17 protein-coding genes and 2 pseudogenes are annotated in these 21,586 nt (G+C 75.6%); 10 read left to right on the top strand and 9 right to left on the bottom strand.

The window, feature by feature from the left end:
- Window positions 1-179 precede the first annotated feature (179 nt).
- Window positions 180-839: a response regulator transcription factor gene (locus VSR01_RS18480; RefSeq protein WP_326450311.1), complete on the bottom strand. Its 660-nt coding sequence runs from the start codon at window positions 837-839 to the stop codon at window positions 180-182.
- Window positions 827-2,188 carry a sensor histidine kinase gene (locus tag VSR01_RS18475; RefSeq protein WP_326453706.1) on the bottom strand — a complete coding sequence of 454 codons (1,362 nt, stop codon included), beginning with the start codon at window positions 2,186-2,188 and terminating at the stop codon, window positions 827-829. Before VSR01_RS18475 ends, VSR01_RS18480 begins: the two co-directional genes overlap by 13 nt.
- Window positions 2,189-2,764: 576 nt before the next feature.
- Between VSR01_RS18475 and VSR01_RS18470 the strand changes: the two genes are divergently transcribed.
- The 3 genes and pseudogenes from VSR01_RS18470 (at window position 2,765) to VSR01_RS18460 (ending at window position 6,632) form a co-directional block, all read left to right on the top strand.
- Window positions 2,765-3,097: a hypothetical protein gene (locus VSR01_RS18470; RefSeq protein WP_326450310.1), complete on the top strand. Its 333-nt coding sequence runs from the start codon at window positions 2,765-2,767 to the stop codon at window positions 3,095-3,097.
- Window positions 3,098-3,141: 44 nt separating this feature from the next.
- The gene (locus VSR01_RS18465) at window positions 3,142-3,918 is read left to right on the top strand and encodes an ABC transporter ATP-binding protein (protein WP_442785683.1); all 777 of its coding nucleotides are present in this window, start codon (window positions 3,142-3,144) and stop codon (window positions 3,916-3,918) included.
- A gap of 3 nt (window positions 3,919-3,921) precedes the next feature.
- Window positions 3,922-6,632, top strand: a pseudogene (locus tag VSR01_RS18460) (FtsX-like permease family protein).
- 159 nt (window positions 6,633-6,791) lie between these two features.
- On the opposite strand, the gene VSR01_RS18455 reads toward VSR01_RS18460, so the two are convergent.
- Both VSR01_RS18455 and VSR01_RS18450 read right to left on the bottom strand, forming a co-directional pair.
- The gene (locus tag VSR01_RS18455) at window positions 6,792-7,811 is read right to left on the bottom strand and encodes an NADPH:quinone reductase (RefSeq protein WP_326450309.1); all 1,020 of its coding nucleotides are present in this window, start codon (window positions 7,809-7,811) and stop codon (window positions 6,792-6,794) included.
- 229 nt (window positions 7,812-8,040) lie between these two features.
- Window positions 8,041-8,598, bottom strand: a complete 558-nt coding sequence (locus VSR01_RS18450) for a TetR/AcrR family transcriptional regulator (RefSeq protein WP_326450308.1) — start codon at window positions 8,596-8,598, stop codon at window positions 8,041-8,043.
- Between the two features lie 288 nt (window positions 8,599-8,886).
- On the opposite strand from VSR01_RS18450, the gene VSR01_RS18445 reads away from it, so the two are divergent.
- On the top strand, window positions 8,887-9,423 hold the full coding sequence (locus VSR01_RS18445; RefSeq protein WP_326450307.1) for an EF-hand domain-containing protein: 537 nt from the start codon (window positions 8,887-8,889) through the stop codon (window positions 9,421-9,423).
- A 209-nt stretch (window positions 9,424-9,632) separates the two neighbouring features.
- Here the strand turns inward: VSR01_RS18445 and VSR01_RS37820 are convergent.
- From VSR01_RS37820 to VSR01_RS18425, 3 genes and pseudogenes are all read right to left on the bottom strand, one after another.
- Window positions 9,633-11,991, bottom strand: a pseudogene (locus VSR01_RS37820) (DEAD/DEAH box helicase); the annotation flags it as partial.
- 5 nt (window positions 11,992-11,996) lie between these two features.
- Complete coding sequence (locus tag VSR01_RS18430; protein WP_326453704.1) at window positions 11,997-12,419, bottom strand: MmcQ/YjbR family DNA-binding protein; 423 nt, start codon at window positions 12,417-12,419, stop codon at window positions 11,997-11,999.
- Between the two features lie 288 nt (window positions 12,420-12,707).
- Window positions 12,708-13,814, bottom strand: coding sequence for a helix-turn-helix transcriptional regulator (locus tag VSR01_RS18425; protein WP_326450306.1), 1,107 nt, complete (start codon window positions 13,812-13,814; stop codon window positions 12,708-12,710).
- A gap of 120 nt (window positions 13,815-13,934) precedes the next feature.
- Here VSR01_RS18425 and VSR01_RS18420 point away from each other — a divergent pair, with 120 nt between their 5' ends.
- Both VSR01_RS18420 and VSR01_RS18415 read left to right on the top strand, forming a co-directional pair.
- Window positions 13,935-14,489 carry a DinB family protein gene (locus VSR01_RS18420; RefSeq protein ID WP_326450305.1) on the top strand — a complete coding sequence of 185 codons (555 nt, stop codon included), beginning with the start codon at window positions 13,935-13,937 and terminating at the stop codon, window positions 14,487-14,489.
- Window positions 14,490-14,885: 396 nt separating this feature from the next.
- Window positions 14,886-16,568 (top strand): beta-1,3-glucanase family protein, encoded by a 1,683-nt coding sequence (locus VSR01_RS18415; protein ID WP_326450304.1) that lies wholly within the window; start codon window positions 14,886-14,888, stop codon window positions 16,566-16,568.
- Here the strand turns inward: VSR01_RS18415 and VSR01_RS18410 are convergent.
- Window positions 16,558-16,887 carry a hypothetical protein gene (locus VSR01_RS18410; protein ID WP_326450303.1) on the bottom strand — a complete coding sequence of 110 codons (330 nt, stop codon included), beginning with the start codon at window positions 16,885-16,887 and terminating at the stop codon, window positions 16,558-16,560. The genes VSR01_RS18415 and VSR01_RS18410 overlap by 11 nt on opposite strands.
- On the opposite strand from VSR01_RS18410, the gene VSR01_RS18405 reads away from it, so the two are divergent.
- The 3 genes from VSR01_RS18405 (at window position 16,799) to VSR01_RS18395 (ending at window position 19,318) form a co-directional block, all read left to right on the top strand.
- On the top strand, window positions 16,799-17,383 hold the full coding sequence (locus VSR01_RS18405; RefSeq protein ID WP_442785682.1) for a snapalysin family zinc-dependent metalloprotease: 585 nt from the start codon (window positions 16,799-16,801) through the stop codon (window positions 17,381-17,383). The two genes, VSR01_RS18410 and VSR01_RS18405, sit on opposite strands and share 89 nt — an antisense overlap.
- Window positions 17,384-17,627: 244 nt before the next feature.
- Complete coding sequence (locus VSR01_RS18400; RefSeq protein WP_326450301.1) at window positions 17,628-18,890, top strand: chitinase; 1,263 nt, start codon at window positions 17,628-17,630, stop codon at window positions 18,888-18,890.
- Between the two features lie 212 nt (window positions 18,891-19,102).
- Entirely contained in the window at window positions 19,103-19,318 is a 216-nt protein-coding gene (locus VSR01_RS18395) for a hypothetical protein (RefSeq protein WP_326450300.1), read from the top strand.
- On the opposite strand, the gene VSR01_RS18390 is transcribed toward VSR01_RS18395, so the two are convergent.
- The gene (locus VSR01_RS18390; RefSeq protein ID WP_326450299.1) at window positions 19,311-20,774 is read right to left on the bottom strand and encodes an MFS transporter; all 1,464 of its coding nucleotides are present in this window, start codon (window positions 20,772-20,774) and stop codon (window positions 19,311-19,313) included. The genes VSR01_RS18395 and VSR01_RS18390 overlap by 8 nt on opposite strands.
- Before the next feature lie 96 nt (window positions 20,775-20,870).
- Here VSR01_RS18390 and VSR01_RS18385 point away from each other — a divergent pair, with 96 nt between their 5' ends.
- The gene (locus tag VSR01_RS18385; protein WP_326450298.1) at window positions 20,871-21,539 is read left to right on the top strand and encodes a TetR/AcrR family transcriptional regulator; all 669 of its coding nucleotides are present in this window, start codon (window positions 20,871-20,873) and stop codon (window positions 21,537-21,539) included.
- Window positions 21,540-21,586: the final 47 nt, after the last annotated feature.

Here is a 21,586-nt window from a genome sequence, read left to right as displayed (position 1 = left end):
CGGTTTCGCCGGTGGCCGCCTGTGGTCCGGCTGTGACCGTTCGCGGATCTTGTCCGGCTCCGGTACGCGCGGGGCCACCGCGATCGGCCCGCCGGGACCCGTCGGGACCCGTCGGGACCCGTCGGGAACGTCGGGCGAGGCAGCGCGGGGCGAGGGGCGTGGGGCGTGGGGCGAGGGTGTCAGGCGAGGCCGCGGGCGTTCTGCAGGTAGTGCAGCACCGCGGCGACGCGGCGGTCGACCTGGTCGGCCGGCGACAGGTCGAGCTTGGCGAAGATGCTGCGGATGTGCTTGTGCACCGCGCCGTCGGTGACGACGAGCCGCGCGGCGATCGCGGAGTTGCCGAGCCCCTCGGCCATCAGCGCGAGCACGTCGCGCTCGCGCGGTGTGAGGCGGTCGAGCCGGGTGTCCCGGCCGGACTGGGCGAAGAGCTGGGCGACCACCTCCGGGTCCACGGCGGTGCCGCCGGAGGCCACCCGGTGCAGCGCGTCGAGGAACTCCTCCACCCGCCCGACGCGTTCCTTGAGCAGGTAGCCGAGGCCGCGCGCGCCGCCGCTGAGCAGTTCGGTGGCGAAGGTCTGCTCCACGTAGGCGGAGAGCACGAGCACCGGCAGGTCGGGCTGCCTGCGCCGGGCCTCGACCGCCGCGGCGATCCCCTCGTCGGTGTGCGTCGGCGGCATCCGCACGTCGAGGATCGCGACGTCGGGCCGGTGCGCGTCGATCGCCGCGAGCGCCTCGCCGGGGGTGCCGGCGGTGGCCACCACGTCCAGGGACTCCGCGCGCAGCAGCAGGGCGAGGCCCTCCCGCAGCAGCAGGTCGTCCTCGGCGATCACGATCCGCATGGAAGGTCCACCTCAAGAACTGTCGGGCCGCCGCGGGGGCTGGCCAGCCGGAACGTACCGTCGTGCGCGGCGACCCGCCGCCGGATGCCCACCAGCCCGGTCCCGCCGCCCGGCCGCCCGCCGCGCCGCTCCCGGTCGCGGGGATCGTCCGGGGCGCCCGGGCCGCCCTGGCCGCGGTGGGGTCCGCCGCCCGGGCCGTCCGAATCGCCCTGCCCGCTCGGGCCGCCGACGGGTACGCCGCCGGGTGCGGGCTCGGCCGCGGCGTCCTCGTGACCGGGTGCGAGCCCGGCGGCGGCGCCCCCGCGGCCGTCGTCCTCGACGCGGAGGGTGAGGCGTCCGCCGCGGCTGCGGGCGGTGACCGTCGCGTGCGTGGCGCCGCTGTGCTCGGCGACGTTGGTGAGCGCTTCGGCGACGACGAAGTACGCGGTCGCCTCGACGGACGCCGCGCAGCGTTCCGGCACGTCCACGTCGAGGCGGCACGGCACCGGGCAGTGCGCGGCAAGGCCGGCCAGCGCGCCGGCCAGCCCGCGGTCGGCCAGCACCGGCGGCAGGATGCTGCGGGCGACCGTACGCAGCTCGGCCAGCGCCTCCTCCGCCGCGGACTGGGCGCGTTCCAGGAGTTCGCCCGCGCCGTCCGGGTCGCGGGCCACCATCCGGCGGGCCGCGCCGACCAGGACGGTCACCGAGACCAGCCGGTTCTGCGCGCCGTCGTGCAGCGACCGCTCGATGCGGCGCAACTCCGTCGCGTGGGCGTCCAGCGCGGCGGCCCGCGTCGCGGTCAACTCCGCGACGCGCAGCGACAGATCGGTCTCCGGCCCGGCCGCCAGCAGCCGCCGGCCCGGCTCGGCCTGGAGCCGCGCCATGCCGGGGGTGAGGCCGAGGATGATGACGATCCAGCCGATCCCCAGCAGCGACGCGGCCAGCGCGTCCGGCCAGGTGTGCGCGGTGCCGACGCCGATCGACGTCGCCGACGCGTCCTTGGGCGCGAGCTTCCAGTAGAGCGGGAACGCGGTGTCCCGCACCGCCAGCACCGGCAGCAGCACCCCGAGCAGCCCGAGCAGCAGGCCGAGCGTGGCGTGCCGGAGCAGCCAGCGCAGTTCGCGCCGCGTGACGGGGTCGGCCAGGGCGGGCCGCAGCCGCGTCGGCGGCGGCGCCGGCGCGACGACTTCGGGGCCCCAGCGGCCCAGCCGTCGGCGTTCCCGCGCGGCCAGCGCGTGCAGCGCGCGCACCACGCCCGGCGCCATGAGCAGCCCGACGCCCGCCACGCTCGTCACGGCCGTGACCGCGGCCCACACGGCCAGCAGCAGCGCGAGCAGGCCGCCCCCGACCCCGGAGGCCAGCTCCCGCAGCGCCCGCCCGGCCGCGCGCGCCGCCCGCCCGGCGCTCTCCTTGAACCCGGGAGGCGCGGGTTCCCCGCCCGTCCCGCCGGGGGAAGCGCCACCGGGCGCGCCGGTGCGCGGGGAGCCGGTGCGCGGGGAGCCGGTGTGCGTGGAACCGGTGCGCGTGGAACCGGTGCGCGCCGAGGCGGGAGACGCGGGCGTGGCGGACGCGGGCGTGGCGGACGCGGGCGTGGGGGACGTGGACGTGGGCGTGGGCGTGGGAGACGACGACGCCCTGGGGGACGCGGGTGCGTCCGGTCCGGGGGAGGGACGCCGGTGGGCGTTCGCCATGGCCACGGCCTCCCTTCGCGCTCGCCGTCACCGTGTGCGGACGACCCTACGACGCGGGCGCCGCGCCGTCCTCCCCGCGCCGCGCCCGCCCGCCGCCGAGCCTCTCGCCGGCCCGGAGAAACCGCAGGTCACGGGCGTGCGGGCGGGGACGGTACAGCCTGCTGTACCGCGAACCGGGCGGTCTGCCGGATCGGCCGCCGCCGCGCCGGTCCCTAGCGTCGACCACGACACCGCGGCCCGACGACGGAGGACGCCATGGCCAAGACCGACCCCTACCGCGTGACCGACCCGCGGCTCACCACCGACTTGGATACGGCCGACCCGTACCGCCTGTCCGGACCCGCCGCACCCGCGTCCGGGTCCGGCTCCGGGACCTCGTCCGGGACCGCCGGCGCCGCGCCGGACCGCGGGGCCGGCCGGGGGGAGGTCGCGCGGTCGGCGCTGTGGGTGCTCGTCGTGCTCAGCGCCGTGGCGAACACCGCGGCCTCCTACACCGGCGCGGCCACGTGGGTGCACCTGGTGTGCGGCGCGGTCACCGCGCTCGGTGGCGGCGTGCTCGTCGTACGGAAGCTGCGGGGCCGTCGGTGAACCCGTCAGTGGGCCCTTCGGTGGACCAGCCAGCGGACCCGTCGGTGAAGCCGCACCCGCGCTCGTACGCGACGCCGCACCCGTACCCGACCGCGCCCCCGCCCGCCGACGCGATCGCCCTGACCCACGTCAGCAAGGAGTACAGCCCGGGCGTCCGCGCCCTGGACGACGTCTCGCTGACCGTCGAACGCGGCACGTTCCTCGCCGTGATGGGCCCGTCCGGCTCCGGCAAGAGCACGCTGATGCACTGCGCCGCGGGCCTGGACGCGCCGACCTCCGGCAGCGTACGGATCGAGGGCCGCGAGATCGGCGGCCTGAGCGAGGCGCGCCGCACCGAACTGCGGCGCGAGCGCGTCGGGTTCGTGTTCCAGGCGTACAACCTGATCCCCTCGCTCAGCGTCGAGGACAACATCACGCTGCCGCTGCGGCTGGCCGGCCGCGCGCCGGACCGGGAGTGGCTGCGCGCGCTCGTGGCGCGGGTCGGGCTGGCCGACCGGCTCGACCACCGGCCCGCGGAACTGTCCGGCGGCCAGCAGCAACGAGCGGCGATCGTACGGGCGTTGGCCGCCAGGCCCGCGGTGGTGTTCGCCGACGAGCCGACCGGTGCGCTGGATCTGCGCAGCGCCCACGCGGTGTTGGGCCTGCTGCGCGAACTGGTCGACGACCTGGCGCAGACCGTGGTGATGGTCACCCACGACCCGGCCGCCGCCGCCCGCGCGCACCGGGCGCTGGTGATGGCCGACGGCCGTGTGGTGGACGCGGTCGACACGCCGACCGGGCCTGAACTCGCGCGCAGGCTCCTCGCGTTGGGAGGTGTGTGAACCGTGTTCCGGATCGCCGCGCAGATGGCCGGGCACCGGCTCAGCGCGATGGCCGCGCTGGGCTGCGCGGTGCTCGGCGGCGCCGCGCTGGTCACCGGCACCGGGGTGCTGGCCGAGTCCGGGCTGCGCTCGCACCTGCCGGCGGGGCGGCTGGCCGGGGCGGACGTCGTGGTCGCCGCGGACCAGGAGTTCCACCCGGCGGGCGACCTGCCGATCGCGCTGCCGGAGCGGCGCGGCGTCCCCGCTGACCTCGTCGCCGCGCTCGGCCGGCTGCCCGGCGTCACCGCGGCGGTCGGCGACGTCGCGTTCCCGGCCGCGATCCTCGACGCGCACGGCCGCGTCACCGTCCCGGCGGGCGATCCCCGGCAGACCGGGCACGGCTGGTCCGCGACCCGCCTGCTGGCAGCGGCGCCCCCGCGCATCGAGGGCCGCGCCCCCACCGCCCCCCTCGACGTCGCCGTCGACGCCGCCACCGCGACCGCCGCCCACCTCCACGTCGGCGACCGCGCCCGCATCCTGGCCGCCGGCCGCCCCGCCGCCGCCTACCGCGTCACCGCCGTCCTCCACACCCCCACCCCCGCCCTCTTCTTCACCGACCCCACAGCCACCCGCCTCGCCGCCGAAGCGCGCACCCCATCGGCCCCGCGGACCGCCGCCCCCACCTCCGACCCGGCCGCCGCGCGGCCAGAGCGGGCTTCTGCGCAGAGAGCGGCCTCGGCGGCACCGGCAACCGCCGTGGCGAGCCCGTCGCCCGCCGACGCCCAGGCGCGGCCGACGCGCGTCGTGGATCTCGTCGGGCTGCGGGTGGCTCCCGGAGCGCGGGAGCGCGTCGTGGCCGAGGCGCGCGCGGACGTACGGGGACGGGGGATGGTCGTCGTGAGCGGGGCCGCGCGGGGGGACCTGGCGTCGCCCGGCGCCGGGGCGGCGCGGTCGCTGCTCGTGCTGCTGGCCGGATCGCTCGCCGGCGTCGTGCTGCTGATCACCGGCTTCGTCGTCGCGGGCGCGCTCGCCGTGTCGCTGGCCGGGCAGCGGCGGGACCTCGCGCTGATGCGGGCGGTCGGCGCGACGCCGCGGCAGATCCGGCGGCTGGCCGCGACCCAGTCCACCGTCGTCGCGGCCGTCGCGTTCGCACCGGGCGCGGCCCTGGGCTACCTGCTCGCCGGCCGGTTCCGCCGGCTCCTCGTCGACCGCGGCGTCATCCCGCACGAACTGCCGCTGACCACCAGCCCGTTGCCGGCTCTGGCGACCCTCGTGCTGATGGCCCTCGCGGTGCAGGTCGCCGCGCGCGCCGCGGCCTGGCGGACCTCGCGGATGCCGGCCACCGAGGCCGTCGCCGAGTCCCGCAGCGAGCCGCGCACGCCGTCGCGCACCCGCACCGGGCCGGCCTGCTGCTCGTGGTCGCCGCGACCGCGACCTCCGCGCTGCCGCTGTTCTCCCGTACCGTCATCGGCGCGACCGCCACCTCCATCGCCGGCATCCTCGGCGCGATCGGCCTCGCGCTGGCCGGCCCCGCGCTGGTCCGGCGCATCGGCGACGCCGCCGCGCGCCGCACCCGTACCCGTGCCGGCGCCTCCGCCCCGACCTGGCTCGCGACGGCCAACCTCCGCGCGTACGCGCGGCGCAACGCCGGGACCGTCAGCGCGCTCGCGATGGCCGTCGTGTTCGTGCTGACCTACACCCTCACCCAGACCACCGTGCTGGCCGCGACCGCGCGCGACACGAAGACCGGCACCCTCGCCCAGCAGCGCCTGACCGCACCGGAGTTGGGCGGGCTGCCGGACGGCACGCTGGCCGCCGTGCGCGCCGCGGCCGGCGTACGGGCCGCGGCCCCCGTCGGTACGACCACGGTGGTGTGGTCGTACCGCGTGTTCGGCGACACCGAGAGCGACGCCGCGCAGGCGATGGTCCTCACCCCCGACGCCTCCGGCGTGCTCGACCTCGGCGTGCGCGAGGGCAGCCTGAGCCGGCTCACCGGCGCGACCGTCGCGGTCAGCCGCGACGCCGCCCGCACCCGCGGAGCCGGCCTGGGCAGCAGCGTCCACCTGGTCCTCGGCGACGGCACGCCGGTGACCGCGCGCGTCGTCGCCGTCTACAACCGCGGGCTCGGGTTCGGCGACGTCGCGCTCTCCCGCGACCTGGCCGCCGGCCACACCACGAACGGACTCGACCAGAGCATCCTGATCCGTACCGACAGCTCAAGGGCGGGGCGTGCGAGCCCTGTCGGCGCCGCGCCCGCGAGCCTCGCCGCGCTGGTCGCCGCGCACCCCGGCCTGACGCTGGAGCCGACGCGCCCCTACGCCGGCGGGCTGGCGGACGCGCCGCCCGAGGTGTGGATCAACCTCGTCACGATCGTGGTGCTGCTGGTCTACCTGCTGCTCGCCATCGCCAACAAACTCGTCGCCGCGACCGCCCAACGCCAGGTGGAAATGGGCGCGTTGCGCCTGGCCGGGACCACGCCGCGGCAGATCCGCGCGATGATGCGCCGCGAGGCGGCCGTCACCGCCGCGACCGCGCTCGCCGCCGCGCTGCTGCTGTCCGCGGTGCCGCTCGCGCTGCTCGGCCAGAGCTTCCTGGGCCGCCCGTGGCCCGCGGGCCCCGGCTGGCTGCTGCCCGCGCTCGCCGCCCTGGTCACCGCGACGGCCTTCCTCACCACCGAGATCCCGACCCGCCGCGCCCTGCGGACACCCCCCGCGGACGCCCTCCGCACCCTGTGACCCGCCCGGCCGCGGTCCGCTTCAGCAGGGCCTCGGGCACCGTGAGGGTGACGTCCGCGACCCGCCCGGCCGCGGGTCCGCACCGCCGCGGGTCCGCACCGCTGGTTCCGCACCGCCGCGGACCGCCCGGCCGCCGAATCGCCGAGCCGCGGGCCGGGTCTAGGACGCCACGTCGACCACGACCTTGCCGACCGCGCCGCCCTCGACCGCCCGGTGCGCGTCGGCGGTCCGGTCGAGCGGGAAGCGGACCAGCGGCAGGCCGTGCTCCGCGCCGACCGGCAGGGCGCCGGCCCGGACCGCGGCGGCGACGTCCTCGACGGCCGCGTCCCGCGCCTCCTGACCGGCCAGGTAGAGGATCAGGAACTGCAGGCGCGCGTTGGCCACCATGGCCGGCGGCACGTCCAATGGGACCGGCCCGCCGCCGGCGTTGCCGTAGACGGCGATGGTGCCCCGGGTCCGCAGCACGGCCAGGTCCAGCGCGAGGTTCGCGCCGAGCGCCACCTCGGCGACGATGTCCACGCCGTCGGGGGCCGCGGCGCGGATGCCGGCCGCCGGGTCGCCCGCGCGGTAGTCGACGACGTGGTGGGCTCCCGCGGCGGTGGCCAGCGCGGCCTTCTGCGGGCCGCTGACCGTGCTGACCACGGTGGCGCCGGCCCAGCGCGCGAGCTGGATCACCGCGTGGCCGACCGCCCCGGCCCCGCCCGCCGCGAGCACCACCTTGCCGTCCAGCGCACCGGGCCCCAGCCGGCGCGGCCCGTCCTCGGCGACCGTGAGCGCGCGGTGGGCGGTGAGCGCGGGGACGCCGAGCGCGGCGCCGACGTCGAAGCCCGCCTCGTCGGGCAGCGGCACCGCCCGGTCCGCGGGCACCACGGTGAACTCCGCGGCGGTCCCGGTGGGCCGCCCCGCGGCGGCCATGTACAGCCAGACCCGCTGCCCGATCCGGCCGCGGTCGACCCCTTCGCCCACCGCGTCGACCGTGTCGGCGCCGTCCAGGTGCGGGGTGACCTCGGCGAACTGCTTGACGTGGCCGGCGCCCGAACGGGCCTGCCAGTCGGTCGGGTTGACCCCCGACACGGCGACCCGGACGCGGACCTCGCCGGGTCCGGGCTCGGGCAGGTCGCGGTCGACGAGCCGGAGCACGTCGGCGGCGCCGGTGTCGCGGTAGACGATGGCCTTCATGATCCGTCCTTCGGTGCGGGTGGAAGCGAAGCAGGGGGGCGGGGCGGGGGAGCGGCCGCGGCGGTCGCGGGCGTCCGCCCGGGTGCGGCGGCCTGCGCTGGTGCGGGCGTCCCCGCGGGTGTGGTGGCCTGCGTGGTCGCGGGCGTTCCCGCGAGCGTTCTCACGGGTGCGGCGGCCTGCGTGGGCGTGGCGGCCCGCGTGGTCGCGGGCGTCCGCGCGGGCCTCGTGGTCACCGCGGCGGCTCCCGCTCCGCCGACCGCAGCGCCGCGTACAGCAGTTCGGCCTGGTAGAGCGCCATGACCCGGTGGGCGACCGGGGCCGCGCGCTCCCGGGCCGCGGCCGGACCGTGGTGTCCGACCTTCACCAGCCAGGCGGTGACGCAGTCGTGCAGCATCGCGCGCATCCGCTCGGTCATGTCGACGACGATGCGGTGGACGGCCGGGTCGGTGGTCGCCTCGCCCCAGGTCTGCACCCCGACCCGGGCCTCGGCCGGGTCGATCGCGGCGACCAGGCGGGCGAGCAACTCGTCCGGGTCCGGCGGGGCGTCGGCCGCGGCGTACGCGCCGAGCACCTCGGCGCGCCGGGCGAGCACCTCGCGGGCGGCGGCCTGCACCAGGTCGGCCTTGTTGCGGTAGTGCGCGTAGATCGAGCCGGCCGAGAGCCCGGACTCGGCGGTGATGTCCGCGATCGAGGTCCGTTCCAGGCCGTGGCGGCTGAAGCAGCGCACGGCGGCCTCGGCGATCTGCGTACGCCGCAGCTCCTTGCGCGCGTCGGTGAGCCGGGGCACCGCCACACCTCCCGTAAAAAGAACGTCGGTCCTGCTTGTCGACCACGCTAACAGAAGCGCCGTTCTGTTTGAGGTGAGGTACGTCTCGTGCGGACCGGCCGCGCATGCACGAGCACGCGCCGACGCGCAGCGGAATGCGCGGAGTTACCCCTTTCCGGGGAAACGCGCCACCTCGTCGGAGTACGCCCCCCGGGCCCGCGGGCAGCATCCTCCGGGTCGGCCGGCCCCGCGGAAACACGGGCTCCGCCGGACCCGCATCCGTACTCGGACACGAAGGGCGACACAGCCATGCGCAAAGAGGCCATCCAGAGGGTCGCGCTCGTCTTCTCGCTGCTGGACGCGAACGGCAACGGCGTTCTGGACGAGGAGGACTTCACGCTCATGGGCGACCGGGTGGTCGCCGCGGCGCCGCCGATCGCCCTCCAGGCCAAGGAGCGGCTGCGCGCCGCCTTCGCGCTCTACTGGACCACGCTGCGCGACGAGTTGGACGCCGACGGCGACGGCGTGGTCAGCTTCGAGGAGTACCAGGCGTGCGTGCTGTCGCCGGAGCGGTTCAGCGCGACCGTCACGGAGTTCGCGGAGGCGCTCGCCGCGCTCGGCGACCCGGACGGCGACGGACTGATCGAACGCCCGGTGTTCGTCGCCCTGATGACGGCGATCGGCTTCGCGCTCCCCAACATCCACGCGCTGTTCGACGCGTTCGAGCCGGACCAGGACGACCGCGTCGAGGTGCGCACCTGGGTCGAGGCCATCAAGGACTACTACGCGCCCGACAAGGCGGGCATCGCCGACCATCTCGTCCCCGACGCCACCCCCGCGGCGTGAGCGCGGCATGAGCGTGGTGTCCAGCCCGGTCGGGGGCGGCGCGGCGTTCAGCCCGGTCCGGGACGGCGCGGCGTTCGGCCCCGTCGGGGACGGCGCGGCGTCCAGCCCGGTTTGGGACGGCGCGGCGATCAGCCCGGATCGGCGGCCTGATCCGCGGGCGCCTCCGTGGCCGTGACCCGCGGTGCCGCGCCCGGGTCCCGCTCCGGCCCGGGCGCCCGGCCGCGGGCCAGCCGGAGCTGCTCGTCCTCCACGATGCGGCGGGCCAGCGCGCCGTCGGAGACGTCGACCGCGTCCGGCGTCGCCTCGGCGACGTCGCTGCGCCGCGCGTAGGCGTCGAACAGCCGGGACTTGTTCTCCAGAATCTCCAGCAGCCGCTGGTCGACGCCGCCGGTGGCGAGCAGCCGGTGCACCTGGACCGGCCGCACCTGGCCCATCCGGTGCGCGCGGGCCACCGCCTGGTGCTCGACGGTCGGCTTGACCTGCGGCTCGCAGATGATCACCACGGACGCGGCCTGGAGGTTCAGACCCACGCCGCCCGCCTCGATCTGGGCGAGCAGCACCGCGTGCCCGGGAACGGCGGCGAAGGCGTCGACCATGGCCTGGCGCCGTGCCGGCGGAACGCTCCCGGTCAACGGCCCGTGCACCGCAGACCGTTCGCGCCCGGGCCCGCCCGCCGGCCCGACGCGTCCGCCTCCTCCGCCGCCTCGGCCTCCGCCAGCGCCTGCCCGACCGTGGCCAGCACATCGCGGAAGTAGGAGAACACCACGACCTTCAGCCCGTTGTCGGCCGCCTCGGCGACGAGTTCGCGCAGCCGCTGAAGCTTCGCGGACTTCTCCGGGCGGGCGAACGCGGCCCGTCGCATCGCCATGAAGTTCCCGTCGAGCACCGCCTCCCGATACGCGTCCTGGTCCGCGGCGCTCAACTCCTGCCATTCGTCGGTGCGGACGAGCGAGGGCAGCTCGGTGAGCACGTCCTGCTGGTTGCGCCGCAGATACGCGGGCGCCACGGCCGCGCGGAACGCCTGCGAGCCCGCGACGCCGTCCGCCGCGTCGACGTCCGGCACCAGCTCCGGCTGCACGTACCGTACGAGGCTGCGGAATTCGGCCACCCGGTTCTCCATCGGCGTGCCGGTCATGAACAGCACGCGGTCGCACACGGCGGTCCACGCGGCGACGGCCCGCGCGCGCCGGGTCTCCGGGTTCTTCACGTAGTGGGCCTCGTCCACGACCAGCAGCGCGACGCCGCCGCCCGCGGCCACGCCGCCCCAGGACGGACCGGGCCGGCCTGCTCACCCCCGCCGGTCCCGTGCCCGTACGCGCCGAGCCCGTCCCCGGTCCCGTGCCCGTACGCGCCGAGCCCGTCCCCGAGCCCGTCCGCCGGGAAGCCGGGCCCGTCCGCCGGGAAGCCGCGCAGCGCGTCGTACGTCGTGATGCCGACGCCGCCGCCCGCGCGCCACTGCGCGAACGCCTCCCGCCGGTCGGGGCCGTGCAGCGGGACCGCCCGCAGGGCGCTGCGCGCGCGGACCTCGCGGGTCCAGTTGACCAGCACGCCGGCCGGGCACACCACCAGGAAGCGGGTCTCGCCGCGCGCCGCGAGGTGCGCCATCGCGGCGATCGCCTGGACCGTCTTGCCGAGCCCCATCTCGTCGCCGAGCACCACCCGCCACTGCGCGAGGGCGAACCGCGCGCCGAACGCCTGGTACCCGCGCAGCGACACCCGCAGCAGGCCCTCGTCCAGCGGCTGCCGCCTGATCCGTTCCGCCACCTCGCCGGGCAGGAACCCCTCGGCCGCGGCCGGGTCGGGTCCGCGTCCCGACAATTCGGCGAGCAGGCTGTAGTACTCGGCCGAGCGCACCTCGAAGTCGACGCGCGCCTCGATCTCGTCGGCCGGCGCGCGCAGCAGGTCCACCGACGTCTGCCGCAACAGGCCGGGCAGGCCGTCGTGTTCGGCCCGCTCGCAGCGCTCGCGCAGCGCCGCGACCGCGGTCCGCGCGCGCTCACGGGCCGCCCGGCCGCGCAGCCACAGCCGCAGCGGTCGGCCCGCGGGCCGGGCCTGCTCCAGCAGCGGCGCCAGCTCCGCGCCGAGCGCCTCGGCCGCGCCCACCGCGCGGCGCGCCTCGGGCCCCGCCGTGACCAGCCGGTGCAGGGCGACCAGCAGCGCGGTCGTCCGCGGGTCGCGGTCGTCCACGTCGATGCGGACCACCACGGTCTCCTCCACCGCGCGCGCGATCCGCCCGGCCGCGCCCAGCGCCTGGTCCGCGGTCAGCGCGCCCACGCCCGGCACCAGCCGCAGCCCGTGCCGCCCGGCCTTGAGCACGTCGTCGACCGTGCGGTAGCCCGCCTCGGCGAGCGCGCCGAGCCGCAGCCGGCCCTCCGTCACCTCCTTGAGCCGCGCCACCGGTATCGCGCGCAGCTCGTGCGCGGCCAACTCCTCGCGCAGCGGCGCCAACGCCAGCGCCACCTCCCGCACGGCCGCGGCGTGGTCCGCGCCGACCGCACGCGCCGCCTCGGCGAGCGCGTCGCCCGCCGCGAGCGCCTCCCGGGCCTCGCGCCCGCTCACGCCGGCCACCGCCGTCACCTCTTCCGACGCGCGGGCGACCCCGCGCCGCGGCCCGGACCGCCGCCGACGCCGGTGCCGGGGTCCGGGACCGGGCCCGGTTCGAAGGAGGCGGCGAGGTCGGCGGGCGCGGCCTGCCGCCAGGAGTCGAGGAGGATGTCGTACAGCTCCTGGCGGTCGTCCAGGGCGGCGAGCCGGGCGCGCACCCACGAGGAGTTCTGCTCGTGCGGCGGCACCCAGAACTTGTGCGGCTCGGACGCGATCAGCTCGGCGCGGTCCTGCCGCGGGCAGCGCACCGCGAACGACGTCGCGTCGTCGGGGACGGTGACGAACATCCGCCGCACCACGTCGAAGGTCGGGTGGCCCCAGCGCTGCTTCTCCACCGTCCCCGGCAGGGACAGCGCGATGCGGCGCACGTCCTCGGCGTCGAGCCTCTCCACCTGTGCGTCCACCCCTGCCTCCACCCCTGCCTCCACCTCCGCCTGTGCCTCCCGTCGGTCCGCGGGCCGCGCGCGGGCTGCCGCCCGTGTCCGTACGGGCCGGGTACGTCCCCGCCACCGCCGACGATCCTGCCGGTCCGTGCCGACGCGGCCCGCCCGCGCGCGGGCCTTCGCGCCATCCTCGCCCAAGTCTCGCCCCCGCCGCCGACATTGCGGGCCGGCCCGTCGCGCGGGGCTTCGGCGCGCGACGCGGCGGGCGGCCCCTCGCGCGGGGTACGCCGCGTACGGTCAGCGCGGGCCCGGCCCGCGGTCGGCCGCGCGGGAGAAGCGCGCGCTCCACTCGCGCATCACATCGACCAGCTCGGGCGGCCGCACCACCCGGAACTCCGCGCCGAGCAGGCCGAGCGCCATGAGCGGCCAGCCCAGGTCGTCGGCGCTCATCAGCACCCGGGACCGGCCGCCGCCCGGTTCGGCGTCCGCGCCTGAACCGGCGCCGGCTCCTTCGGGCGCACGGGCTCCCGTTCCCGCGTCCGTACCGGCTCCCGCGTCCGCGTCCGTACCGGCTCCCGTTCCCGCGTCCGCGTCCGGTCCCGCCTCCTCGACCGTGCACCAGCGGCCGATCCGCGCGCGTACCGCCTCGGCCGGCGCGTCGACCAGGACCTCCACGCGGTACGGGCGCTGGAGGTGGTGCAGGCCGGACCTGACGAAGGCGGCCGCGTCGTCGGCGGGCAGTTCGCGGGGGCGGAAGCGGTCGCCGGTGCCGCGCGGGTCGGCGAGCCGGTCGACGCGGAAGCTCCGCCAGTCGTGCCGGACCAGGTCGTACGCGACGAGGTACCAGCGCCCCTCCAGCCGCACCAGCCAGTGCGGCTCGACCTGCCGGTCGCTGCGCCGGCCGTCCGCCGCAGTGTACGCGAAACCGGTCCGCTCGCTGTCCCGGCAGGCCAGCGCGAGCGCCACCAGCACGGACGGGTCGACGGCGCCGCGGCCCGTACCGCCCCAGCCGCCGTCCGGCACGGTCATCGCGCGCAGCGCCTCCACGCGGCGGCGCAGCCGTACCGGCATCACCTGGACGACCTTGGCGAGCACGCGCACGGAGTGCTCGGCGATGCCCTCGACCGCGCCCTCCGCGGCGGCCTGCAGCCCGACCGCCAGCGCGACCGCCTCCTCGTCGTCGATCACCAGCGGCGGCAGCGCCGCGCCCGCGGCCAGCTGGTAGCCGCCGTCGACGCCGCGCTGCGCCTCGACCGGATAGCCCAGCTCGCGCAGTCGGTCGACGTCCCGGCGCAGGGTGCGCACCGACACCCCGAGCCGCTCGGCCAGCTCGGCGCCGGGCCAGTAGCGGTGGCTCTGGAGCAGGGACAACAGCCGCAGCGTCCGGGTGCTGGTGTTCGCCATGCCTCGACCCTCCGCCGATTCAGGCCAGGAAGTGACCGCAATGACCCCTAGCGTAGGGAGTGCGGCAGGAAGCCCGCGGAAACCACCCCGGTAGGACCAGTGACGACGGAAGGCGCGACCATGAGCAACGAGACGATCGACCGCAGCGCGAACCCCTCCACCCCGGTCGACGGCGAGCGCGCCGACCTGCTGGCGATGCTCGCCAAGCACCGCCACTTCCTGCGCTTCACCACCCGCGACCTCACCGACGAGCAGGCCGCGCTGCGCACCACCGCGAGCGAGCTGTGCCTGGGCGGCCTGATCAAGCACGTCACGTCGGTCGAGAACGGCTGGGCGCGGTTCATCGTGGAGGGGCCGTCGGCGATGGGCGACGCGAGCGCGATGACGGAGGAGGACTTCCGGCGCCGCGCCGACGAGTTCCGGATGCTGCCCGGCGAGACGCTCGCCGGTGTGCTGGACGCCTATGCCGAACAGGCCCGTCACACCGACGAGTTGGTGGCCACCGTGCCGGACCTGGGCGCCACGCACCCGCTGCCGAAGGCCCCTTGGTTCGAGCCGGGCGCCCACTGGTCGGTCCGCCGGGTCGCGATGCACATCATCGCGGAGACCGCGCAGCACGCCGGCCACGCCGACATCATCCGCGAATCCCTGGACGGCGCGAAGTCCATGGGCTGACCACCGAACGGTTGTCGGGGCCCGGGGCAGGGGGACCCGGGGCAGCGGGCCCCGGGTCCCCGGGGGGGCGAGCGGGGCGGGGCTCAGGCAGCGGCTCCGCCTCCCCGGCGGGCCGTACGCCACCTGCGGACGGGTTCGAAGAGAGCGCTCTCGCCACACCTTGACGTCCTGGTACCGCACGAGTTCAATCATGAGCGAACAAATGTCTATACCAAGGTCCCGCCTTGGTATCCCCGCGCCCCGAGCATTCCCCCCATCGTTCCGCACCCGACGCCCCCCGCATCCGCGCAGACCCGCGGGTGTGCGCGGGCGTCGGAAGGCAGCCCCCCAACGGGCCGCGCCCCGGCCACACCGCCGCCGGCGCCGGTCCGACTGCCGTCTTTCGAGGAGGAGCACATGGTCTCCAGACGTACCTTCGTCACGGCGCTCGGCGCCGGCGCCGTGGCCGCCGCGGCGAGTTCGCCGCTGTGGTCGGACAGCCTGTCGCCCCGCGCGTCGGCGGCTGGCGCGTCGCTGCCCATCTCGTTGAAGAACAACTCGGGCAACGGCACGGTCTACGCGTACATCAGCGGCTCCGACAGCAGCGGCTGGCCCGGATTCGTCAACTCCAGCGGGCGCTTCCAGCGCCTGCCCAGCCCCTCGTCGGTGCTGACGCCGATCCCCGACTACTCCATCCAGCTGGGCGCCTCGGGCTCCGCGGCCACCACGTTCACGCTGCAGGACTACGTGATCGGCGGCCGCGTGTGGTTCTCCGTCGGCAAGAAGATCCAGTTCTTCGTCAACCCGCCCGGCGGCAACGGCGGCGTGCCCGGCCTGGTCCAGCCCGGGTTCACCAGCAGCGACCCCAACTGGCTGACCAACTGGACCTTCTGCGAGTTCACGTACAACGCCGCCAACCTGTACGCGAACATCTCCTACGTCGACATGGTCGCCCTGCCGATCTCCATGGCGACGACGGGCAGCGGCGGTTCGCAGTCCGTCGACCCGCTGCCCTCGGGCGCGCTCGCCTCCATCGCCTCCGGGCTCCAGGCCCAGCACGCCGCCGACGGCGCACCGTGGGACCGGCTGGTGGCCACCGACTCCTCGGGCGCCGCGCTGCGCATCCTGGCGCCGTCCCACTCGCCCGTCGACTTCGGCGGCTACTGGTCCAACTACGTGGACAGGGTGTGGAGTTACTACCAGTCCCACACGCTGACCATCAACGGCCAGGGCAGCATCGGCTCGTACTCCGGCACCGTCTCCGGCGACACCCTGGTCTTCTCGGGCCTGAACACCAACGGCGTGCCGTTCACCAAGCCCAGCGCCGTCGACATCTTCGGCTGCGCCAGCGGTCCGCTCTACAACTCCGGCGGCGACGCGCGCGGCGCGGTCGCGGCCCGCCTGGCCGCGGCGCTCAACCGCAGCTCCCTGCTGGTCAGCGGCGGCGGCAACCAGCCGGACGGGGTCTCGCCCTCGGGCTACTACACCGACGCGGTGACCAACCACTACGCGCGCCTGGTGCACAAGTACGCCACCGTGGGCTACGCCTTCCCGTACGACGACGTCGGCCCCACCGGCGCGGCCCCGGTCGACGGCCACATCCAGGACGGCGCGCCGACCTCCTGGACCATCTCGCTCGGCCCGGGCGCGGGTTCGGGCACCACCACGCCGCCCGGCGGTGGCGGCACCGGCGCGTACGGCACCATCCAGGCCGAGTCGTACAGCGCGCAGAGCGGCACCCAGACCGAGAGCTGCAGCGACTCCGGCGGCGGCCAGGACGTCGGCTACATCGCGAACGGCGACTGGCTCAAGTACGCCTCCCTGGACTTCGGTTCGTCCTCGCCGGCGCAGTTCGTCGCACGCCTGGCGTCCGGCGCGGCGAGCGGTGTCAGCGGCGCGATACAGGTGCGCATCGGCAGCACGACGGGCACGAAGATCGCGGAGATCGACTTCGGCAACAACGGCGGCTGGCAGAACTGGCAGACCGTGCCGGCCAACGTCACCTCGTCGGTGACCGGCGTCCACGACGTCTATCTGGTGTTCGCGTCGGGGAGTTCGGCGGACTTCGTGAACATCAACTGGTTCACCTTCACGAAGTAGGCGCCGGCGGCGGCCGGTTCGGCCGCCGCGGGGGAGCCCCGGTCGTGGGCGCGGCCGGGGCTTCGCTGTCCGGAATTGTCATGGACGGAACACTTGTGGAGACCGCGACCACCGTGGTGCTCTGGTGACTTCTGGTGTGGCTGATGCCAAGGAGGCGCAGGAGTCCCATGAAGAAGCGAATGATCGCGGTGGCGGCGCTGATACCGACCCTGTTGGGCGCGAGCGCAGGCGTGGCCTCGGCGCAGGCCGCCTCGAAGCCGGCGGCTTCGAAGCCGGCGGCGGTGAAGCCGGCAACCGTGAAGCCGGCCGCGGTGATCACCTTGACCTATGACGCCAGCCGGGCCGGCAAGTGGGCGTCCGCCATCGCGCAGGGCGTCCAGAACTGGAACGCCGCGCTGCACAACGTCCGCCTGGCGCCCGCGAGTTCGTCCCGCTCGGCGAACTTCGTCTACGTGGCGACGAGCGGTTGGCCGCAGACGACGCTGGGCCCGTTCTACCCCGGCAGCGGCCGGGGCGAGGTGGACCTCGGCCAGGAGGCGGTGACCGAGGGCTACGACATGACCCGTATCGCCGCGCACGAGACCGGGCACATCTTCGGGCTGCTCGACGACTACAGCGGCCCCTGCTCGGAGCTCATGTCCGGCCACGGGCCCGGCACGTCGTGCACCAACGCCACGCCCGACGCGGCCGAGGCCGCTCAGGTCGACAGCTACTACGCCTCGGCGCCGTCGGCCGCGGCGCTCCGCCCGGCGCGGCAGCGGACCGTCGTGGACGTGTGGTCGGCGCAGGCGGCGACGCCGGTGCGGGTGGGCTGAGTTCGCGGCGCCGGGACCGGGGCGCCGGTCCCGGGCGCCATGTCCGGTGCGCCACGTCCGGTGCGCCGCGTAGGACGTGCCGACGCCGCGGCGCCGGGACCGGGTCCGCCGCACCGGACGCGGCGCCGCTGGGCGAAAAGTTGGTCTAGTCCTCTTGACGCGGCAGCGTGAGCGCGGTTTGGTACGTACCAAATCAGGCCCGAGATGCACGCTCCCCCCACCACTTCACGCTTGAGGGGCATCCATGCGCTTTGCGAAATGGGCGGCTTCCGCCTCCGCGCTCACGCTCGCGACCGCCGGCGCGGTCCTCGCCCTGGCCCCCGACGGCAACGCCGCGGCGACCAGCGCCTACTCCGTCGCGCCCTACGTCGACATGTCGAACAGCCAGGAGGGCCTGCTCGACACGGCCATCACCGGGCACGGCCTCAAGGCGTACACCGCGGCCTTCGTGCTCGGCTCCGGCTGCAACCAGATCTGGGGCGACACCCTCCCCATCGGCAACGACTCGTTCACCGACCCACTGATCGCCAAGGCCAAGTCCGAGGGCGCCTCCCTGATCATCTCCTCCGGCGGCGCGAGCGGCCTGCCCCTCGCCTGGACCTGCTCGACGCAGAGTGCGATCGACGCCGGCTACCAGGCCCTCATCAACGACTACGGCGTCACCCAGCTGGACTTCGACATCGAGGGCGCGGCGGTCGCGGACACGGCCGCGGCGACGCGCCAGATGCAGGCGATGAAGGACCTCAAGGCGTCCAACCCCGACCTGAAGTTCTCCGTGACGCTGCCGGTGCTGGCCAGCGGGCTGACCAACGACGGCGTGAACATCGTCAAGGCCGCCAAGAACGTCGGCGTCAAGATCGACGTGGTCAACATCATGACCATGGACTACTACTCCGGCACCGGCACCGAGATGGGCCAGGGCTCGGTCGCCGCGGCGCGGGCCACGCTGGCGCAGATGCAGTCGGTCGACTCGAGCTACGGCTATGCCAACCTCGGCATCACCCCGATGATCGGCAAGAACGACGACGGCTCCACGTTCACCCTCGCGGACGCCCAGACCGTGGTGAACTTCGCCGCGCAGAACGGCGTCGGACGCCTCGCGTTCTGGGCCGTGACCCGCGACCAGGCGTGCGGCGGTAACGCCAACTCGCTGTCCACGTGCAGCCAGATCAGCCAGAGCCAGCTGGCGTTCACCGACGCGTTCCTGCAGTACACGGGCGGCTCCGGCGGCACGACCACGGGCGGTACCAGCACCGGCGGCAGCACCACGGGCGGCACGACCGCCGGAACCACCACGGGCGGTACGACCACGGGCGGCACCACGACGGGCGGCACCACCGGAGGCACCACCTGCACCACCGCCGCGTGGAGCGCCTCGCAGGTCTACACCGGCGGCAACACGGTCTCGTGGAAGGGCCACAACTGGAAGGCCAAGTGGTGGACGCAGGGCGAGGAGCCCGGCACCACCGGCGAGTGGGGCGTCTGGCAGGACCTCGGCCCCTGCTGACCCGACCCCTTTCGACCTGACCCGGCCCGGCCCCCTCAGACCTGACCTGACCCGACCCCTCTCCCCACCCGTCGGCCCGGCCCCCACCCCGGAGCCGGGCCGACCCCGTCCCGCGGCGCCGCGCGCGTCGCGGGATCGAACGGCTGCGCCTGGCCCTGGAGCCGAGCGGGCAGCGGCCCGCGAGCGTCTCCCTCGCCCCGGACGGGTCGGGCGTGGAGCGGCTGCCGGCGGACACGCGGCCGGAGGCGGAGCCGGCCGCGGAGATCGTGGCCGCGAGCCCCGAGGCCGACGAGGGGGAGGGCGCCACTCCGCCCGATCCGGACGCCGCGTTCGCGTCCTTCGCCGCCGCCGTGGCCGGTACCTGGCTCGACGGTCCCCGCGACCGGGTACGGGGCATGGTCCCGGTGGCGAGTTCGCGCTTCAGCTGACCGCCGGCTCGCCGGCCAGGCGCTGTCCGTTGCGGGCGGCGGCGGCCTTGGCCCAGCCGCTGGTGGCGACGGTGCCCAGGGCGAGGACGGCGAGCCCGCAGGCTCCGATGACGGCCCACGCCGGGTGGCTCGATCGGACGAAGTCCGTGCCGGTGCCGGCCACGATCGAGCCGGTGACCGCGACGCCGATCGCGCTGCCGAACTGGCGGGCGCTGGAGGCCAGCGCCCCGGCGACGCCGACCTGGTCGAGCGGCATCCCCGAGACGGCGGTGCGGCTGACCGGCGGGCCGACCATGCCCGCGCCGAGGCCGAAGGCGGCGTATGCGGCCAGCAGGTGCACGATGCCGGTGTGCGCGGTCAGGCCGACGAGGAGGAAGGCCCCGGCCGCCAGGAGCGCGCCGCCCAGCGTGAGCGGCAGGCGTTCGCGGCGGGCGGCGACGAGCCGCCCGGAGACGTTGGCGGCGACGGCCTGGCCCAGGGCCATCGGGATGATCATCACGCCGGCGCGCAGCGGACTGTCACCGCGGACGTCCTGCAGGTAAAGGGTGTTGAGGAACAGGAACCCGCCCAGCCCGGCCGTCATCATCAGCGAGATCAGGTTCGCGCCGGAGAACGGCGGGCTGCGGAAGTACCGCAGGTCGACCAGCGGTTCGGGGCGTCGCGGCTCGACCACGAGGATTCCGGCGAGGGCCACGACGGCGAGCACGACGAGCCCGACGATCCAGGGGTTCGCCCACCCGTGGCGGGGACCCTCGATCGTCGCGGCGATGACCGAGGCGAACAGGACGACGATCAGCGCCTGGCCGTACGGGTCGAAGGCGCGGGCCCGGGCGGCCCGGGACTCGGGGACGAACGCCTGGGCGAGCCCGAAGGCGAGGACCCCGATCGGGACGCTGATCCAGAACACCGACCGCCAGTCGACGCCGCTGACCAGCACGCCGCCGAGCACCGGCCCGGCCGCCATGGTGATCCCGATCACCGACCCCCACACGCCGATCGCCCGCGCCCTCTCGCCGCGGTCAGGGAACACGCTGACGATGATCGACATCGCGACCGGGTTGAGCATCGAGCCGCCCACCGCCTGCACGCTGACGAAGGCGATCAGCCACCCCACGCCGGGCGCGAGGCCGCACAGCAGGGAACCGGCGGAGAACAGCGTCAGCCCGAGCTGGAAGATCCGCTTGCGGCCGAAGCGGTCGGCCATCGAGCCGGACAGCATCAGCAGACAGGCTATGACCAGCGAGTATGTCGAGACCGTCCACTGCAGGCTGCTGAGCGAGGCGTGCAGGTCCGTGCTGATCGACGGCAGCGCCACGTTGACGATGGTGAGGTTGATGCCGGTCACGCCCACGCTGAGGCAGCAGATCGCCAGCACCAGCCAGCGGCGGACCGGAGGCGGCGGGTCGGCTGTCGGCGTCGGACCGGTCGTCGGACCGGGCGCGTTCGCTGTGCTCATGGTGGATCCTTGGACGGGTTCGATAGAGTCACCGATGAAACGGAGAGGGTGTCCAGATAATACGGAGACCCTGTCCACTTATGCAAGGACGCCTGAATGCCTGATCACGCGCCGGCCGATCACCCGGCCACCGACCGCGCCCCGGCCGATCACCCGGCGGCCGACCCCGCGCCGGCCGGCCGCGCCCCGGCCGACCCCGCGCCGGCCGGCAAACCGCCCTCCCGGCGGGCCGACGCCGCCCGCAACCGCCGGCGCATCCTCGAAGCGGCCCGCACCGCGTTCGCCGCCAGCGGGTCCGAGACGTCGATGGCCGAGATCGCTCGCAGGTCCGGGGTCGGCCAGGCGACGCTGTACCGCAACTTCGCGACCCGTCACGAACTTCTGGAAGCGCTGCTGGTCGACGAGGTCGACGAGGTGTGCGCCGCGGCCGCGACAGTCGAGGGCGACACCCCGGCCGACCGGCTCATGACCTGGCTGCGCCGGTTCTTCCAGTACGTCACCACCAAGCGCCCGGTCGTCCTCGGGCTGCTGCAGCACACCGACACGACCGACCCCGTCTTCCAGAGCCGCGGCCGGATGCTCGAAGCCGCCCGCCCGCTGTTCGCCGCGGCGCGCGACGCCCACCAGATCGCCGACGACCTCGACCTCGACCAGATCCTCGACCTCGTGGTGGCCGTCGCGAAGATCCCCGGCACCCCGGAGTACCGCGGCCCCATCCTCGAAACGGCCCTCACCGCCCTGCGCACCCGGAGCGGTTCAGCGTGACGGCCGACCCGGCCGGCTTGACCGTCCAGTGGGTCGGCGGGAACGGG

The sequence above is a fragment of the Actinacidiphila sp. DG2A-62 genome (genome assembly GCF_035825295.1).
Taxonomy (GTDB): domain Bacteria; phylum Actinomycetota; class Actinomycetes; order Streptomycetales; family Streptomycetaceae; genus Actinacidiphila.
Note: the sequence above shows the minus strand (reverse complement) of the source record. Positions and strands in the feature narration are given on the sequence as shown.